Below are 17,579 nucleotides of genomic sequence, written 5' to 3'. Positions count from 1 at the left end.
TTATATCTTGAGATCATGCCTGAATCGCACATGATCCCCTGGTCCGACGGAACCTGGACCAACGCTCCGACCTCCCCCGCCGCGCTACCCGCCGGAACGACTCCGCTCGATGTCACCGCGGTGGAGAGCAGCGATGCCTGGCGGCACACCGCTTACGGCTTCGTGCACGACACCGAGCACGCCCTGCTCGCCCCGCTCGGGGTCGGCGAGGCCATGGAGGTCTCCTTCCGCGCACCGTGGGACGGCCAGTTCGACCAGGCAGGCGTCTTCGTGCGCATCGACGAGGAGCACTGGGTGAAGACGGGTCTCGAGTACGCCGACGGCCATCTGGGACTCGGCGCCGTGGTCACAGCCGGTGTCTCCGACTGGTCCGTCGGCCACGTCGACGAGTGGCTCGAGAACGAGATCACCGTGCGCGTCAGCCGCTGGGCGGATTCCCTGATCGTTCGCGCCCGCGCCGACGACGGCCCCTGGCGACTCGTCAGGGTCGCCCCATTCGACGGACAGGCAGCCGCGGCAGCCGGTCCGTTCCTCGCGGCACCGACCCGCGCCGGCCTCACCGTGCGCTTCACGCGCTGGGAACGGTCGGAGGCCGACGCCGACCTGCACTGAGCAGGCAGCGACGGCGGCCGCCTGCGCCTCCGGTCAGAAGCCTCCGGTCAGATGCCGAGGGCGTGGGCTGCCGCCTGTGCGCGCGCGACGAGTTCCGCGCGCTGCTCGGCGACCCGTTCCGGTGCGGTGCCGCCGATCCCGGTCCGCGACCCGACGGAGCCCTCGATCGTGAGGACCTCGCGCACCTCGGGCACGAGATGCGGCGACACCGAGAGCAGCAGCTCATCGGAAGCATCCTCCAGCCCGATCCCCCGCTCCTCGCACGCCCGCACGAGCGCACCGGAGATCTCGTGCGCATCCCGGAACGGCACGCGGCGCTTCACGAGCCACTCGGCGACATCGGTCGCAAGGGAGAACCCCTGAGGCGCGAGCGCCGCCATCCGTTCGGTGTCGAAACGCAGCGTCGCGATCATCCCGGCGAACGCGGGAAGCACCACCTCGAGGGTCTGCACCGAGTCGAAGACCGGCTCCTTGTCCTCCTGCAGGTCGCGGTTGTACGCGAGCGGGAGGCCCTTGAGGGTGGCGAGCAGGCCGGAGAGGTTTCCGATCAGACGCCCCGACTTGCCCCGAGCGAGCTCGGCGATGTCGGGGTTCTTCTTCTGCGGCATGATGCTCGAGCCCGTCGAGTAGCCGTCGTCGAGGGTGACGAAGCCGAACTCGCGGGTGTTCCAGAGGATGATCTCCTCGGACAGGCGCGAGATGTCGACGCCGGTCATCGCCGTGATGAAGGCGAACTCCGCCACGACATCTCGAGCCGCCGTGCCGTCGAGCGAGTTCTCCGCGGGGCGGTCGAGGCCCAGCTCGGTCGCCACGAGTGCCGGATCGAGCCCGAGGGTGGAACCGGCCAGCGCTCCGCCGCCGTACGGCGAGACACCGGCGCGACGACGCCAGTCCACGAGACGTTCGAGCTCACGCACCAGCGGCCACCCGTGCGCCTGCAGGTGGTGGGCGAGCAGCACCGGCTGTGCGTGCTGCAGATGCGTGCGGCCGGGAAGGATCGCCGTCGGATGAGCCTCGGCCTGAGCGACCAGGGCATCGATCACCCGGAGGATGTCGCGGGCGATCACTCGCGCATGGTCGATCAGGTACATGCGCACGAGCGTGGCGATCTGGTCGTTGCGGCTGCGACCGGCACGCAGCCGCCCGCCGAGCTCCGGCCCGAGCTCGACGATCAGCGCCTGCTCCAGCGCGCCGTGGACGTCCTCATCGGTCGGCACGGGGCGCAGAGTGCCGTCGGCGACCTTGCGCGCGACCGCGTCCAGCCCCTCGTGCATCCGCCGCGCCTCGTCCGGTTCCAGGTACCCGGCCGCTTCGAGCGCGGTGGCGTGCGCGTGGGAGCCCGCGATGTCGTACGGAGCGAGGATCCAGTCGAAGTGGGTGGAACGGCTCAGCTCCACCAGTTCAGGCGAGGGCCCTGTGGCGAAGCGGGCGCCCCAGAGCGCGCCTTCGTTGGTGCCTTCGTGCGTCGCGTCGCTCATCACGCGTCCTTCTTGCCGAGGAGCCAGACCAGCAGCGCCTTCTGCGCGTGCAGGCGGTTCTCGGCCTCGTCCCAGACCACGCTCTGCGGACCGTCGATCACGCTGGAATCGACCTCGTAGCCGCGGTCGGCAGGGAGGCAGTGGATGAAGATCGCCTCAGGATCGGCCAGGGTCATCGTCTCCGGAGTGACCTTGTAGCCGCCGAGGTCGCGGATGCGTGCGAGCTTCTCCTCCTCCTTGCCCATCGACACCCAGGTGTCGGTCACGACGACGTCGGCACCGGCAGAGGCCTCGACCGGGTCGGTGAAGAGGGTGATCGACCCGCCGGTCTCGGCGGCGCGTCGATCGGCGGCCTCGATGACATCCGCACGAGGAGCGTAGTCCTCGGGCGACGCGATGCGCACGTGCATGCCCGCAGTCACACCGGCGAGCGCGTAGGAGTGCGCCATGTTGCTCTGCCCGTCTCCGAAGAACGTCAGCGTGAGCCCCTTCAGGTCGCCCTTGTGCTCGCGGATCGTGAGCAGGTCGGCGAGCAGCTGACACGGGTGGAAGTCATCCGACAGCGCATTGATGACCGGCACACGCGTACCTTCCGCCATCTCCTCGAGACCCGACTGCGCATACGTGCGCCACACGATGGCCGCGACCTGGCGCTCCAGGACGCGAGCGGTGTCGGACGGGGTCTCCTTGCCGCCGAGCTGGCTGCTCGCTGTCGAGATGATCAGCGGCGAACCGCCGAGGTCGGCGATCCCCACCGCGAACGAGACGCGGGTGCGCGTGGAGGACTTGTCGAAGATGACCGCGACGGTCTGGGGGCCGGCCAGGCTCTTGTCGGCCCACCGGTCCTTCTTCAGCTCGATCGCGAGATCGAGGATCTCGGCCTGCTCGGCGGGGGTCAGATCGTCGTCACGCAGCAGGTGGCGGGTCATGCGGATACCTTTCCGGCAGCAGCGGCCTGGACGTCGGCGAGCGAAGCCGTGAACAGCTCGCGGAACTCGGCGAGCTCGGCGTCGCCGATCGTGAGAGCCGGTGCGATGCGAACCGTCTCGGGGTTGGCGGCGTTGACGATGAGACCGCGCGCCTGGGCGGCCGCGACGACCTCACCGGCGACGGGCGCGGTCAGCGCCACGCCGATGAGCAGACCACGTCCGCGCACACCGTCGATCAGCGGCGAGTCGATGCCGAGCAGGATCTCGCGCAGCTCGGCACCACGACGGGCGGCGTTCTCGACCAGGCCGCCACTCTCGATCTCGGCCAGGACCGCATCCGCGACCGCGGTCGCGAGCGGGTTGCCGCCGAAGGTGGAACCGTGGGATCCCGGGGTGAAGAGCGCACTGGCGCTGCCGAAGGTGACCAGCGCGCCGATCGGGAAGCCGCCGCCGATGCCCTTGGCGAGGGTGATCGCATCGGGGGTGATGCCCTCGTGGCTGAACCCGAACCATTCACCGGTACGACCGGCACCGGTCTGGATCTCGTCGACGATCAGCAGGGCGCCGTGAGCGAGGGTCAGCGAGCGCGCAGCGGCGAGATAGCCCTCCGGCAGCTCGACCACTCCGGCCTCGCCCTGGATGGGCTCGACGATGATCGCGGCGACGCGGTCATCCATCGCGGCCTCGAGAGCCTCGATCGTGGCGGGGATGTGCTCGACCCCGGCGGGCATCGGCTCGAACGGCGCGCGCATCGAGACCTTGGCGGTGAGCGCGAGCGAGCCCATCGTACGACCGTGGAAGCCGTTCTCGAGAGCGAGGATGCGCGGCCGCTCGGAGCCGCCGTGCAGACGCGCGAGCTTGAACGCGGCCTCGTTGGCCTCGGCACCCGAGTTCGAGAAGAACACGCGACCGTCGATGCCGGCACCGGCCAGACGCTTCAGGCGTGCCGCGAGCGCGAGCTGGGGCGGGGTGGCGAAGTAGTTCGACACGTGCGCGAGCGTGGCCGCCTGCGTCGAGACCGCCTCGACGAAGGCCGGATGCGCGTGCCCGAGCGAGGTCACCGCGATGCCCGCGAGGAAGTCGAGGTGGCGTCGTCCGTCGGCGTCCCACAGGTACGAGCCCTCACCGCGGACCAGCAGCGCGAGCCGCTCCCCCGCGTTGAGCACGAGATCGCGTGCCGCATCGTCCTGCCAGACGGTCATGCCGTCACCTCGTTCTTTCCCAGGACCACTTCGGTCCCGATTCCCTTGCTGGTGAAGAGTTCGACGAGCACCGAGTGCGGCACCCGCCCATCGATGATCGCCGCCGCGTCGACGCCGCCCTCGACCGCATCGAGACAGGCCCGCATCTTCGGGATCATCCCCGACTCGAGCGTCGGAAGCATCTGGATGAGCGCATCCGACGTCAGATGGGAGACGAGCGAGTCGCGGTTGGGCCAGTCGGCATACAGCCCCGGCACGTCGGTCAGGATGACGAGCTTTCGCGCGTGCAACGAGACCGCGAGAGCGGCTGCCGCGGCATCCGCGTTGACGTTGAGCGACTGCCCGGGGTGATCGAGATCGGGCGCGATGCTCGACACCACCGGGATGCGCCCTGCGGCGAGGTGGTCGAGCACGGGCGTCGGATCGACCTCGACGACGTCGCCGACCCGACCGAGGTCGACTTCTTCGCCGTCGATCACGACACCACGACGGCGCCCTCCGAAGAGTCCGGCGTCCTCCCCGCTGAGGCCGGTCGCGATCGGGCCGTGCGAGTTGATCTTCGACACGAGCTGCGGGTTGACCTGACCGGTGAGCACCATGCGCACGACGCTGATCGCCTCGGTGTTGGTGACGCGGTAGCCGCCCTTGAACTCGCTCGGGATCTCGAGCCGCTGCAGCATGTTGGAGATCTGCGGCCCTCCACCATGCACCACGACCGGAAGCACCCCGACGTAGCGGAGGTAGGCGATGTCCTGGGCGAAGGCGTCCTGCAGCTCCTCCGACACCATGGCGTTGCCGCCGTACTTGATGACGACGATCTGGTCGCGGAACTTCTTCAGCCACGGCAGCGACTCGATGAGCGTCGTGGCCTTCTGCGCGGCGACGTCCGGCGTGGTGTCCTGGATGTCGGTCATGAGGCGTAGGCGCTGTTCTCGTGCACGTAGTCGTGGGTCAGGTCGTTCGTGAGCACCGTGGCCGTCGACTCCCCGACCTTGAGGTCGATAACGAGGTGCGTGGCGCGCGGGGTGAGGTCGACCTCTTCGCGGGGGCGGTCCGGACCACCCTGGCTGCAGACGCGCACGCCGTTCATCCAGACGTCGACGTCGTAGGGGTCGAACTGCGCATTCGTCGTTCCGATCGCCGCGAGCACCCGCCCCCAGTTCGGATCGTTGCCGAAGATCGCTGCCTTGAAGAGGTTGTTGCGCGCGACCGACCGGCCGACCTCGACGGCGTCCTGCTCGGTCACCGCATGCTGCACCTCGATCGTGATGTCGTGGCTCGCGCCCTCGGCATCACCCTGCAGCTTGACCGCGAGCTCCTGGGAGAGCTCGATGAGCGCGGCGGTGAAGTCGTCGAGGTCCGGCACGACCTCGGATGCCCCGTTGGCGAGGAGCGTGACTTGGTCGTTCGTCGACATGCAGCCGTCGGAATCGAGACGGTCGAACGTCTGCCCTGTCGCACGGCGCAGCGCCTCATCGGCCTGAAGCGGCTCGAGGACGGCATCGGTGGTGATCACCACGAGCATCGTGGCGAGTCCCGGCGCGAGCATGCCGGCGCCCTTCGCCATACCGCCGATCGTCCAGCCATCACGGCTGATCACGGCGGTCTTCGCAACGGTGTCGGTGGTCATGATGGCCTGTGCCGCGCTCTCCCCGCCGTCGGCGCTGAGCTCGGCGATCGCCTGCTCGGTGCCGGCCAGCACACGCGAGCGGAACGTCTCGTCCCCGGTGCCGATAAGACCGGTGGAGCAGATCAGCACATCCCCGGCGCTGACGCCGAGCAGTTCGGCCGCCTTCTCCGCCGTCTGGTGGGTGGTCTGGAACCCGAACGCGCCGGTGAAGCAGTTCGCACCGCCGGAGTTGAGCACCACGGCCTCGACGACCCGGTCGGCCACTGCCTGCTGCGACCAGATGATCGGGTTCGCCTTGGCGCGGTTGCTGGTGAAGACCGCGGCACCCACCTTGCGAGGTCCGCGGTTGACGACGACGGCGACATCGGGCTTCCCGGTCGACTTCAGCCCGGCGGCGACACCGGCCGCTTCGAATCCTGCGGGGGCGGTGACGCTCACGGCGCTACTCCGTTCACTGAGAGGGCGCGGGCTTCGGGAAGACCCAGCGCGATGTTCATGGATTGGACGGCAGCGCCGGCGGTGCCCTTGACGAGGTTGTCGACCGCGGTGACGACCGTGACCCGGTTCGCGGCCCGGTCGATCGCGAGGCCGATCAGCGCGGTGTTGGCTCCGAGCACGTCGGCCGTGCGGGGGAAGCGTCCCTCGGGCAGCAGCTGCACGAAGGTCTCGTCGCCATAGGCGCTCTGCCAGGCGTCACGGATCTGCGCATCCGTCGCACCGTCGACGATGGGTGCGGTGGACGTGGCGAGGATCCCGCGCGACATGGGCACCAGCACCGGCGTGAACGAGATCCGGATGCCGTCGGACTCCACCCCGGACGCCGCGGCGAGCGCCTGACGGATCTCGGGGATGTGTCTGTGGGTGCCGCCGACCGCATAGGGGTTGGCGGTGCCCAGGATCTCGCTGCCGAGCAGGTTCGTCTTGAGGCTCTTCCCCGCGCCGGACGGTCCGACGGCGAGCACGGAGACGATGTCGGAGGGGTCGATCACCCCGGAGGCCACACCGGGCGCGAGGCTGAGACTCACGGTGGAGGCATTGCATCCCGGCGCCGCGATGCGCGTGGCTCCACGGAGGTGCTCACGCTGCTTGACCCCGTCGATGAGGAGCTCGGGCACACCGTAGGTCCACGGCTCGTGGAAGTCGCCGCCGTAGAACGCATCCCACGCCGAGGCGGACGTGAGTCGGTGGTCGGCGCCGGCATCGATCACGAGCGGGACATCGCCCAGCGCATCGGTGTACTGCCCCGACTGCCCGTGCGGCAAGGCGAGGAACACGATGTCGTGGCCGGCGAGGATCTCCGGTGTCGTGTCCTGCAGCGTGAGGTGTGCGAGTGAGCGCAGGTGCGGCTGGTGGTCGACGAGAGGCTGCCCGGCGTTCGAATGCGCCGTGACGGTGCGGATCTCCATGTCGGGATGGGCGGCCAGCAGGCGCAGAATCTCGCCGCCTGCGTAGCCGGATGCGCCGGAGACGGCGACGGAATACGTCATGCTTCTACCTTAACGGTCAGGCCCTCGAGGAAATCGGGACCGTGGACGGGGCCGGAGGCGGCGACACCGGCACTCGACCGCCGTGCGCGCACGGGCAGAAGGGCGGGGTCGCCTACAGTCGGCGGCCGCGGCGTCGGCGCACAGCGATGACGCTCGGAGCGAGCGTCGGAGAAGCAGTGGCGGCCGAAGGCATGTCGCGACAGTAGCGCGGCCTCGGCTGCCACCGCAAATCCGGTTCGTCATCTGCGGGGTGAGGGCTCCAGCGGTGTGGCGAAGAAGGCGAGTTCGTGGCCACTCGAGACCTCGAAGACGTGGCGCATCCTGGCGCGGGTCGCGGCATCAGCCGTTGCCGCCGCTTCGGAGGCGTAGGCGATCGCCGTCTCGGTCGCCTCTTCGAACGCGGGATCGGCGTAGGTCGCCAGCCACGAGGCGTAGGGGTGCTGGGGATCCTGCGCGTACTGACCGAAGGCCCCGGCGTGCAGGCGTCGGCCGAGGTCGGTGTAGAGCCAGAAGCACGGGAGGACGGCCGCGACGATCTCGGCGTAGTCCCCACCGAACGCGACAGAGCGCAGGTGATCGAGGTAGGCGGTGGTGGCCGCCCCCGGCTCGGCGGAGAACGTGTCCGCGCTCACCCCCTGCGTCGGAGTCAACCACGACGCGTGCAGCTCGAGCTCGCCCACGATCGAACCGCGGGCCGACTCCGCCCAGAACGCCTGCTCATCGGATGTCGGCGCGAGCCGGGACGCTTCCGCGAGCACACGGGCGTACTCGCGCAGGTACAGCGCGTCCTGGGCGAGATAGGACAGGAACGGTCCGCGCTCCAGCGTCCCGTCGGCGAGCGCGCGGATGAAGGGCAGCTCGTCGATCGCGGTGCGGATCTCCCTGATGTCGTGCCACCAGTCCGCCGCGATGTCGTCCGCGACCGGACGGGCCTCTGTTCCCGCCCGTTCCCAGAGTCCGGAGAAGTGGTTGATCGGCCCGTGCCCACCGCCGACGCGCAACGCGTCCCCCGCCCGCAGGGCTTCGCGAAGCCAGATGCGCGCGGCGCCGACGGCCGCTTCTGCGTCGTGCCCCCGCGCGAGCAGGGTCGCGAGCGCGGACGACAGCGAGCAGCCGGTGCCATGGGTGTTTCCGGTCGTGATCCGTCGTCCTGGAAAGTCTCTGCGCAGACCGCGCGCCGCGTCGACCAACGCATCGGGGGCCTCATCCCCGACGAGATGGCCGCCCTTGACCAGGACGGCCGCATCGATCCGGGCGGACAGCTCGTGCGCCGCGGAGATGGCATCCTCCCAGTCGGCGATCTCCCGACCGGCGAGCACCGCGAGTTCGGCGAGATTCGGAGTGACCAGAGTCGCCCGCGCGAGGAGTCCGTGCAGTGCTCGCTCCGCCTCCGGATCCAGCAGCCGGTCGCCGGAGGTCGCGACCATGACGGGATCGAGCACCACGACAGGCGGGCGCACGCGGTCGAGCCACGCCCCCACTGCGCGGATGACCTCGGCGTCGGCGAGCATCCCGATCTTCACGGCGTCGATCACGATGTCGTCCGACACGGCATCGAGCTGCGCGCGGAGGAAGTCGACCGGCGGCACGTGCACAGCGCGCACGCCCTGCGTGTTCTGCGCGGTCAGCGCCGTGAGCACAGCCATCCCGTACCCGCCGTTCGCGGCGATGGACTTGAGGTCGGCCTGGATGCCCGCACCTCCGGACGGGTCGCTCCCGGCGATGCTGAGCACTCGCGGTACACCCCCGGAGCGCCAGCGCCGCAGGAACCGCGTCGCTACGGCGGCCGGATCGTCGGCGGCACACAGCGCCGAGACCACGGCCACCCCCGCCGCACCGGCATCGCGAAGGGCCTCGGTGTCGTCGATGTGGACACCGCCGATCGCCACGCACGGGAGTGCGCTGCGCCTGGCGAAGTCGCGAAATCCCTCCACGCCCAGCGGGACGGGGTGATCCGGCTTCGTGAGGGTGGGACGGATGACGCCGACCCCGAGGTAGTCGATCGTCCCGGCCGGGAGGGCCCGCACCGCGTCGAGGTGCGCGGCGGTGTTGGCGGTGAGGCCGATCAACGCGTCGGGTCCGAGTGCCTCACGGGCGCGCAGCACCGAGGCGTCGCCCTGACCGAGGTGCACGCCATCGACCCTGGCTCCACGCTCACGAGCAGCCACGGCCGCGCCCAGCCGATCGTTCACCACGAGCAGCGCCCGCCCGTCGATCGCCTGCGACAGCGCGACCAGCTGTTCGACCGTCTCCTCGTCGGTCGCCTCTTTGTCGCGCAGCTGCACGATGCGCACCCCGCCTTCCACCGCGTGCCGGACGGTCTCGACGACGCCCCGGTCTCCGCACAGCTCCGCATCCGTGACGAGGTAGAGCGAGAGGTCGGCGTTCACAGGGCACCGCCTTCGGCGCGGGCACGGACCCTGATGTCAGCGGAATCCACCGCGGCGAGGGCATCCAGCAGCGCGACGGCGAAGCTCCCCGGCCCGGTGGACCGCTCCGCTGCCTGCTCCGCCGCGATCGTGTACACGAGGCTCGCCGACGCGACCGCCGTGAGCGCGTCGTGCCCTGTCGCCCGCGCGGCGCCGAGGAAGGCCGCCATCACCGCGCCCAGAGCACAACCGCCGCCCGTGACCCTCGTGAGCAGCTCGTGCCCGTTGGACAACCGCAGCACGCGTTCGCCGTCGGTGAGCAGATCGATCGGGCCGGACACGGCCACCACACCGCGTGTCGTCCGAGCCAGCGCCGATGCGGCCTCGGCCGCGGACTCGGTGCTGTCGGTGGAATCCACACCCCGCCCACCGGCGCTGAGCCCCGCGAGAGCCAGCACCTCCGAGGCGTTGCCGCGGATCGCGGTCGGACGCTGCTCGACGAGTTGACGCGCGAGTGCGGTGCGCACCGGGAGCGCACCGACCGCGACGGGGTCGAGCACCCAGGGCGTACCGGCTGCCCTCGCACCGGTGACGGCTTCCAGAGTCGCCGCGCGCTGCTCCGGGGTGGGCGTCCCCAGGTTGACCAGCATCCCCGAGGCGACACCGGCGAACATGCCGGCCTCCCCGACGATGTCGACCATGGCGGGAGCAGCCCCGAGCGCCAGCAGCACGTTGGCGGTGAAGCCGGTGACCACGGCATTGGTGATGCAGTGCGTCAGCGGTGGCGCCTCACGCAACACCCCCAGCAGCACCGCAGCCTTTTCGGCGAGATCGTGGGTGGAATCAGGACGCAGAAGATCGCTCATCGCGACATCCCTTCGCTAGTACGAACTAGATCAGGTTCGACGGGTCTGTTCTCAGCCGCGGATCGCGGCACCCCGTGTCACTGTCCGCAGTCTATCGATCGGCCAGCAGCGCCCGCTCCTGCGCCCGCGTGAGCCCGGCACGTCGTTCGCGGTCGAGTCCGCGCTCCCGTTCGTCGGCGAGCACGCGCTCGATCGTGTCGACGAGCGGACGGAGCGTCCCACCGGTCTCATGGAATGCCGCGTTCGAGCGGGTCATGAATCCCGTCATCTCGGGCGGGAGCCACAGCGGCAGGGAGTGCGGGCCGGCCCAGTGGTCCACGTCATGCGCGATGAGCCACTCCTCGTCCGCGACGATGGTCGCCCCGGTGTGCCCGGATGCAGCGCGGACCATCCGCAGCACATCCGCGAGAGGCCTCTCGTCGCCGACGGCGTTGACGGCTCCGCTGCCTCGCGCGGTGACGATGTACTCCGCCAGATCGTCGACGTCGATCAACTGAGCGCTCCGCCCGTCCAGCGGGGGCAGCAGCACGGCGTCAGCGTCGGCACGAGCGAACGCGGCACTCCAGTAGCCGAAGCGGTCGCTCGGGTCTCCGCCGCCCACGATCAGGCCGGGACGCACCACGAGTGCCCGCTCCCCCAATCGGGCGACGGAGTCCTCGGCGGCGACCTTCTGCGCCGCGTACTCGTACTCGTCGCCGAGAACCGCCGCCGGGTGTCGTGGAGCCGATTCGTCCGCACCGACCGTCTCGTCATCGGAGTACACCGACACGGATGACACGTACGTCCATCGTGCCGCTCGATCGCCCAGCATCTCGACTGCCCGATCGACATGCGCCGCCTGGGAGGAGATGTCGACGACGTGGTCCCACTCCCGTCGTGCGAGGTCGGCGTAGGTCGAAGCCTCCTCGCGATCGCCACGCACCAGGACCGTTCCCTCCGGCGCGGGCCGTGTGCCTCGAGCGAGGCAGGTGACCGTGGCTCCGTGGTCGCGCCAGTGACCGGCGATGCGCCCGGAGAGCCACCCGGTGCCGCCCAGGATCAGAACATCCGTCATGGTGTGCCTGCACCCAACCGGTCAAGGCCTGCCAGCACCGGAACCGTCCAGGCGGGGTCGGGCCGCCAGCGGGTCCACGCGGAGTCGAACGGCCAGTCGTCGGCCTCGAACGACGCGATGGCCGCGTCCGCGTGCCGCTCGATCTGCGCGGCCTGCTCGGAGCTGAGCCGTCCCTGGGCGATCGCGGCGACGAGCTCATCCTCGTCCTTGAGGTGGATGCCGCCCGCCGGATCGATCTCGACGTCCAGGATATGGTCGGACGAGAAGGTGTCCCGGTCTGTCCGCAGATGCGCGTTCTCGAGATTCACGTACCACCCGGAGAACGCCCAGTCCGGCCCGGTGGTGTCGCTCCAGAACAGCCAGATCGACCACGGCATCCCCGCAGGGGCGATGCACAGCACCCCGTTGCCCCGCCAGCGCTCCACGATGCGCGTCCGCGGCTCGAGCCAGCGCCGGGCGAGAGGCACTTCCCGCACGCGCTGACCGTCGCTGGACCCCGGCGCCTCCTGGAGGGTCCCCGGAGCGAGCCAGGCCACGAGACCGCGCTCATCATCGCGTACCACCCGCATCGGCGAGATCCTGGACGGCTCTCGCGGCTGCCACCCCGGTTTCCGATAATGCCAGTCGATCTGTGCGCCGGGCTCGAGGAACGGCCCCTCGCCGAGCGGTCGCGCCCCGTCGGGGACGGCTGCCGGAGTGCCCTGGGGGAGGATTCTCATCCCGCCACGGTACTCCGGCGACGGCCCGGATCGTCCGAGCGACGACACGGTCCGCCTCACACCGCGGATCGATCCTCAGTCGCGCAGCGTCGCTCCGAAGCGCTGCGCAGCGACCTCGACCCCGGCGAGCTTGGCCTCCGTGGCCTCCGCCGCGGTGAGGGTGCGGTCATCCGCCCGGAACCTCAGCGCGAAGGTCAGACTCTTGGAACCCTCCGGAACGCCCTCTCCGCGGTAGTCGTCGACGAGGCGCACCGACTCCAGCAGCGTGCCCGCACCTTCGGCGAGAGCGGCCTGCACATCCGCGGCGGGGACCCCGGCCGGAACCAGGAGCGACACGTCCTGCGTAGCGGCGGGGAACGTCGACAGCGAAGCGGCGACGACCCGTCCGCCGGCAAGCGACAGGATGCGGTCGAGGTCGAGCTCGAACACGGTCGCGCGCCCGGGAAGATCGGCCCCCTCGGCGACAGCGGGGTGCAGCTCGCCGACGTATCCGACCTCTTCGCCTGCCACCAGGAGCGACCCGGTGCGCCCCGGGTGGAGGGCGGCGCGTTCGGCCTGGAGCACGTCGATGTCGACCCCGGCGGCTGCCGCGATCACACGGACCGCGTCCAGAGCCTCCACGAGGCCGGCGGCCTCGGCGGGGCGACCGGGCTGGCGCGGTGCGACATGGCCGGTGAGGAGTCCGGAGACGAACCGGTGCTGTGGCGGGATCGAGGCGTTCAGCTCCGCGAGCGTCTCGTCGGACGGACGCTCCCCCAGCGGCGGCACCTCATCGGTGCCGTACTGCACACCCGGCTCGGGCAGGAAGACCACCCCGGTCTCGAAGATCGCGAGGTCGGTGAGCCCGCGGGAGATGTTCCGGTGCGCGGTCTGCAGCAGACCGGGGATCAGCGACCGGCGCAGGTACGGCGCCTGCCCGTCGAGCGGATTCGCCAGACGGATGCTCGGCAGGCGCTCGCCCGACGCGGAGCCGTGCAGATCGTTCTGCGCCTCCGTGGTGAACGGGAACGACGGCGTCTCGACCAGCCCCGCAGCAGCCAGAGCATCGGCCACGCGGCGGCGGCCCTGCTGGTGCGCGGTGAGGCCGCGCCCGGAGGGAGGCGTCGGCAGCACCGAGGGGATGCGGTCGAGCCCGTGGATGCGGGCGACTTCCTCGGCGAGCGTCCACTTGTCGGTGAGGTCGGGGCGCCAGGTCGGCGGGATGACCGTCCACCCGCCCTGGGTCCCTGAGCCGGTCGAAGGGCTGACCTCCGCGCCGATCGTCGTCAGCGCACCGGTGATCTCTTCATCGGTGTAGTCGACGCCGATGAGCCCCTGCACGAAGCCGGCGGGCAGCTCGATCTCCGCGACGAAGACCTCGGCGAACAGCGCGCCGCCCTCCTCCGTGAGCGTGCCCCCGGCGAACTCGACCATGAGGTCGGCCGCGCGCCGGGCCGCGACGAAGGGGATCAGCGGGTCGACGCCGCGCTCGAAACGCTTGGACGCCTCGCTGGGCAGCTTGTGACGACGAGCCGAACGGGCGATCGTGGTCGGGTCGAAGCTCGCCGCCTCGATCATCACGTTCCGGGTGGAGTCGCTCATCTCCGTCGTGCCGCCGCCCATGACGCCGGCCAGGCCGATCGGACCCGACTCGTCTGTGATGAGCAGGTCTTCGGTGTGCAGCGCGCGCTCGACGCCGTCGAGGGTGGTCATCTTCTCGCCCTCGTGCGCGCGGCGAACCGTGATCCCCCCGGTGAGCTTGTCGAGGTCGTAGCCATGCAGCGGCTGTCCGAGCTCGAGCATCACGTAGTTGGTGATGTCGATGAGCACGCCCAGCGACCGCATGCCGGCGAGGCTGAGCCGCGCCACCATCCACGGAGGAGTCGGACGTGAGGGATCGACGTCGCGGACGACACGGGTCACGAACTCGCTCGCTCCGACGTTCCCGCGCACAGGTGCGACGTCGTCGACGATGGTCGTGTGGCCGGTGCCCGGCTGGAGTTCGGCGAAATCGCGCTCCGCCGGGTCGCGGAAGGTCGCTCCGGTCGCGTGCGCGTACTCACGAGCCACCCCGCGCAGGGAGAAGGCGTAACCGCGGTCGGGCGTGACGTTGATCTCCACCGCGACGTCGTCGAGGCCGAGCAGGGCGATCGCGTCGGTGCCGACGGGCGCATCGATGCCGAGGTCGGACAGCACGACGATGCCGTTGTGCTCGTCACCGAGTCCCAGCTCGCGCGCAGAGGCGATCATGCCGTCCGACACATGACCGTAGGTCTTGCGGGCGGCGATCGGGAACGGACCGGGCAGCACCGCACCGGGCAGGGTCACGACGACCTTGTCCCCGACGACGAAGTTGTGCGCGCCGCAGACGATGCCACGGATGCCGCCGTTCGCCTCGCCGACGTCGACCTGGCACCAGTTGATGGTCTTGCCGTTGGACTGGGGCTCCGGCTCGAGCGAGACGACCTGGCCGACCACCACGGGGCCCGTGATGTCGAAGCGGTGCACGTCCTCCTCTTCGAAGCCGACGGTCACCAGGGCCGCGAGGACATCCTCGGGCGTGGCGTCCGCTGCCAGATCGACGTACTCACGCAACCACGAAAGCGGGACGCGCATCACACCACCATCCCGTACTGCTCGCTGAATCGGACATCGCCCTCGGCCATGTCGCGCATGTCCTGGACGTCGCTGCGGAACATCAGGCCCCGCTCGATGCCCATGCCGAACGCGAAGCCGCTGTATTCCTCCGGGTCGATCCCTGCCGCGCGCAGCACGTTCGGGTTGACCATGCCGCAGCCGCCCCACTCGATCCAGCGCGCACCGCCCTTGAAGGTGGGGTGCCACAGATCGAGCTCGGCGGACGGCTCGGTGAAGGGGAAGTAGTTGGTGCGGAAGCGCGTCTTGGCCTCGGGGCCGAAGAGCAGCTTCGCGAAGTGGTCGAGCGTGCCCTTGAGGTGCGCCATCGTGATGCCCTTGTCGATCACGAGTCCCTCGAACTGCGTGAACACCGGCAGGTGCGTGGCGTCGAACTCGTCGGTGCGATACACCCGGCCGGGGCACAGCACGTAGATGGGCACCTCGCGGTCGAGCATCGAGCGCACCTGCACCGGGCTCGTGTGCGTGCGCATCACGAGGTGACGCGAGGGCGGGTCCACGTAGAACGTGTCCTGCTCCTGGCGTGCGGGGTGGTCCACATCGAAGTTCAGTGCGTCGAAGTTGAACCACTCGTGCTCGAGCTCCGGTCCCTCCGCGATCTCCCAGCCCATGCCGACGAAGATGTCGCACACCTGGTCCTGCAGGAGCGTGAGCGGGTGTCGGGCGCCGACACGCGTGCGCGAGGGCACAGCGGTGATGTCCACCCGCTCGGACTCGAGGCGCGCGGCGACCTCGGCCTCGGCGAGCTCGGCCTCCTTCGCGGCCAGCGCCTGGGTCACCTGCCCTCTCCCCTGGCCCACGAGCTTGCCGAATGCGGCCTTGTTCTCGGGAGCGACCTGGCGCATCGAGGCGTTCAGTACCGCGAGCGGCGATCCGTCGGCGACGTGTGCGGCGCGGGCTGCTTTCAGCTCGGCGGTATCGGCGGCTGCGGCGATCGCCGCGAGGGCATCGGCAACAGCGGACTCGACCGCTTCCGGGGTGATTTCAGGAGACTCTGACACGAGAATCGAGTCTACCGGGGGCGTGCGGGTCCCTTTCGCGGATCAGCGCGCCTTCTCGGACCCATCTCCCTGCAGCACGATGAGCGAGGTGTTGGTCTCGCCTCCGTGCTGGCGGGGATCCGGCACCGCAGGCCCTGCCTTCGGCGAGCGCTTGGCACGCTTCTGCAGGCGGTAGGCGATGTAGGAGAGCAGGAGACACACGGCCACGTACATCGATCCGCCGACGATCGCCGCCGGGATCAGCGGGGAGCCGTAGGGTGCCTGGTTGCCGATCTGGTTGATGACGTAGAGGAGCTCCTGGTACGTGATGATGAAGCCGAGCGCGGTGTCCTTGAGCGCCACGACGAGCTGCGCGATGATCACCGGCATCATGGCCCGGACGGCCTGCGGGATCAGGATGAAGTACATCACCCCGGTCTTCCGCAGTCCGATCGCGTAGCCGGCCTCCTTCTGCCCGCGCGGCAGCGACTCGATCCCGGCACGGAGCACCTCGGCGAGCACGGAGCCGTTGTAGACGATGAGGGCGATCACGACGGCCCAGTACGGCGGCATCTTCACGCCGATCACCGGAAGGCCGTAGTACAGCAGCATCATCAGGATGAGCACGGGCACCGCTCGCAGCACCTCGATGATCCACCGGACCGGCTCACGCACCCAGGCGTGCTCCGAGAGGCGGCCGATGCCGAGCAGGAAACCGAGGACGATGGATCCGACGCCGGCGACCGCGAACGCGGCCAGCGTGGCCAGCAGGCCTTCGCCGAAGCGGACCCAGACCGCGGAGAACGTGAAGATGTTCCACTTCTCTGCGGAGAACTGCCCGGTGGCGAACAGCCTCCACACCACCCAGCCGAGCACCGCGAGGACCACGAGCACCGTGGCGACTCCGATGAGCCTGTTGCGGGCGACGGCACGGGGGCCGGGGACGTCGAAAAGGACGGAACTCATCGCGCGATCCTCCACTTGTTCTCGAGAACGCGCTGCACCCAGGCGAGCAGCAGCACCAGCACCACGAACAGGACCATGACCCACAGGAGCACGACGAGCGCGTTCTCACCGCGTTCGCTGAGCGCCGCGCGGATGGTGCCGAGGTTGACGACCGAGAACCCTGCGGCCACCGTGGTGTTCTTCATGAGGGCGATGAGCACGCTCATCATGGGCGGGACGACGGAGCGCGTCGCCTGCGGCAGCACCACGTAGCGCATGACCTGGCCGAAGTTCAGGCCGATCGCCCGTGCGGCTTCCGCCTGGCCGACCGGCACGGTGTTGATGCCGGCTCGCAGCGCCTCCGCCACATAGGTCGCGGTGTAGATGCCGAGCGCGATCACGGCCAGCAGCAGGGAGTTCACCCGCTCCCCCAGCAGGATCGGAAGGCAGAAGGCGAAGAAGAACATGACCAGGGTCAGCGGTGTGTTGCGGATCCAGTTCACGTACACGCCACCGACGGCGCGGGCGATCGGAACCGGCGAGACACGTGCGGCCCCGACGATGAGTCCGAGGACCAGCGCGATGATGCCGCCGCCGAGGAACAGCACGATGGTTCCCCACAGTGCCTCTCCCCAGAGGTCGAGGTGGTCGGAGATGACTCCCACTGCTGCTCC

General features: G+C 69.8%; 15 protein-coding genes and 1 riboswitch. Of the genes, 1 reads left to right on the top strand and 14 read right to left on the bottom strand.

Annotation, left to right across the window (positions count from 1 at the left end; genetic code table 11):
• The first annotated feature begins 15 nt into the window (after positions 1 to 15).
• Positions 16 to 612, top strand: coding sequence for a DUF1349 domain-containing protein (locus ABRP18_RS06425; RefSeq protein ID WP_061016148.1), 597 nt, complete (start codon positions 16 to 18; stop codon positions 610 to 612).
• A gap of 47 nt (positions 613 to 659) precedes the next feature.
• On the opposite strand, the gene argH is transcribed toward ABRP18_RS06425, so the two are convergent.
• From argH to ABRP18_RS06355, 14 genes are all read right to left on the bottom strand, one after another.
• Positions 660 to 2,090 (bottom strand): argininosuccinate lyase, encoded by a 1,431-nt coding sequence (gene argH / locus ABRP18_RS06420; RefSeq protein WP_046749036.1) that lies wholly within the window; start codon positions 2,088 to 2,090, stop codon positions 660 to 662.
• Positions 2,090 to 3,019 carry an ornithine carbamoyltransferase gene (gene argF, locus ABRP18_RS06415; RefSeq protein WP_058632223.1) on the bottom strand — a complete coding sequence of 310 codons (930 nt, stop codon included), beginning with the start codon at positions 3,017 to 3,019 and terminating at the stop codon, positions 2,090 to 2,092. Before argF ends, argH begins: the two co-directional genes overlap by 1 nt.
• Entirely contained in the window at positions 3,016 to 4,221 is a 1,206-nt protein-coding gene (locus tag ABRP18_RS06410; protein WP_349885743.1) for an acetylornithine transaminase, read from the bottom strand. The genes argF and ABRP18_RS06410 overlap by 4 nt, the downstream gene beginning before the upstream one ends.
• Positions 4,218 to 5,135: an acetylglutamate kinase gene (gene argB, locus ABRP18_RS06405; protein WP_045263191.1), complete on the bottom strand. Its 918-nt coding sequence runs from the start codon at positions 5,133 to 5,135 to the stop codon at positions 4,218 to 4,220. The genes ABRP18_RS06410 and argB overlap by 4 nt, the downstream gene beginning before the upstream one ends.
• Complete coding sequence (gene argJ / locus ABRP18_RS06400; RefSeq protein WP_113681465.1) at positions 5,132 to 6,289, bottom strand: bifunctional glutamate N-acetyltransferase/amino-acid acetyltransferase ArgJ; 1,158 nt, start codon at positions 6,287 to 6,289, stop codon at positions 5,132 to 5,134. The genes argB and argJ overlap by 4 nt, the downstream gene beginning before the upstream one ends.
• Entirely contained in the window at positions 6,286 to 7,338 is a 1,053-nt protein-coding gene (gene argC / locus ABRP18_RS06395) for an N-acetyl-gamma-glutamyl-phosphate reductase (protein WP_058632221.1), read from the bottom strand. Before argC ends, argJ begins: the two co-directional genes overlap by 4 nt.
• Before the next feature lie 239 nt (positions 7,339 to 7,577).
• Positions 7,578 to 9,728: a bifunctional hydroxymethylpyrimidine kinase/phosphomethylpyrimidine kinase gene (locus ABRP18_RS06390; RefSeq protein WP_349885742.1), complete on the bottom strand. Its 2,151-nt coding sequence runs from the start codon at positions 9,726 to 9,728 to the stop codon at positions 7,578 to 7,580.
• Positions 9,725 to 10,573, bottom strand: a complete 849-nt coding sequence (thiM, locus tag ABRP18_RS06385) for a hydroxyethylthiazole kinase (protein WP_349885741.1) — start codon at positions 10,571 to 10,573, stop codon at positions 9,725 to 9,727. The genes ABRP18_RS06390 and thiM overlap by 4 nt, the downstream gene beginning before the upstream one ends.
• A riboswitch (TPP riboswitch) is annotated at positions 10,564 to 10,658 on the bottom strand. (Overlaps the previous gene by 10 nt.)
• A 6-nt stretch (positions 10,659 to 10,664) precedes the next feature.
• Positions 10,665 to 11,627, bottom strand: a complete 963-nt coding sequence (locus ABRP18_RS06380; RefSeq protein WP_349885740.1) for an NAD-dependent epimerase/dehydratase family protein — start codon at positions 11,625 to 11,627, stop codon at positions 10,665 to 10,667.
• Positions 11,624 to 12,346, bottom strand: a complete 723-nt coding sequence (locus ABRP18_RS06375; protein ID WP_349885739.1) for a DUF402 domain-containing protein — start codon at positions 12,344 to 12,346, stop codon at positions 11,624 to 11,626. Before ABRP18_RS06375 ends, ABRP18_RS06380 begins: the two co-directional genes overlap by 4 nt.
• Positions 12,347 to 12,421: 75 nt before the next feature.
• Complete coding sequence (pheT, locus tag ABRP18_RS06370; RefSeq protein WP_349885738.1) at positions 12,422 to 14,941, bottom strand: phenylalanine--tRNA ligase subunit beta; 2,520 nt, start codon at positions 14,939 to 14,941, stop codon at positions 12,422 to 12,424.
• Positions 14,941 to 15,981, bottom strand: coding sequence for a phenylalanine--tRNA ligase subunit alpha (gene pheS / locus ABRP18_RS06365; protein WP_046749026.1), 1,041 nt, complete (start codon positions 15,979 to 15,981; stop codon positions 14,941 to 14,943). Before pheS ends, pheT begins: the two co-directional genes overlap by 1 nt.
• A gap of 42 nt (positions 15,982 to 16,023) precedes the next feature.
• The gene (locus ABRP18_RS06360) at positions 16,024 to 16,926 is read right to left on the bottom strand and encodes an amino acid ABC transporter permease (RefSeq protein ID WP_113681500.1); all 903 of its coding nucleotides are present in this window, start codon (positions 16,924 to 16,926) and stop codon (positions 16,024 to 16,026) included.
• Positions 16,923 to 17,570: an amino acid ABC transporter permease gene (locus tag ABRP18_RS06355; protein WP_046749025.1), complete on the bottom strand. Its 648-nt coding sequence runs from the start codon at positions 17,568 to 17,570 to the stop codon at positions 16,923 to 16,925. The genes ABRP18_RS06360 and ABRP18_RS06355 overlap by 4 nt, the downstream gene beginning before the upstream one ends.
• Between the last annotated feature and the right edge of the window lie 9 nt (positions 17,571 to 17,579).

This window comes from Microbacterium sp. WHRI 7836 (assembly GCF_040223885.2).
In the GTDB taxonomy this organism is placed as follows: Bacteria; Actinomycetota; Actinomycetes; order Actinomycetales; family Microbacteriaceae; genus Microbacterium; species Microbacterium oxydans.
Note: the sequence above shows the minus strand (reverse complement) of the source record. Positions and strands in the feature narration are given on the sequence as shown.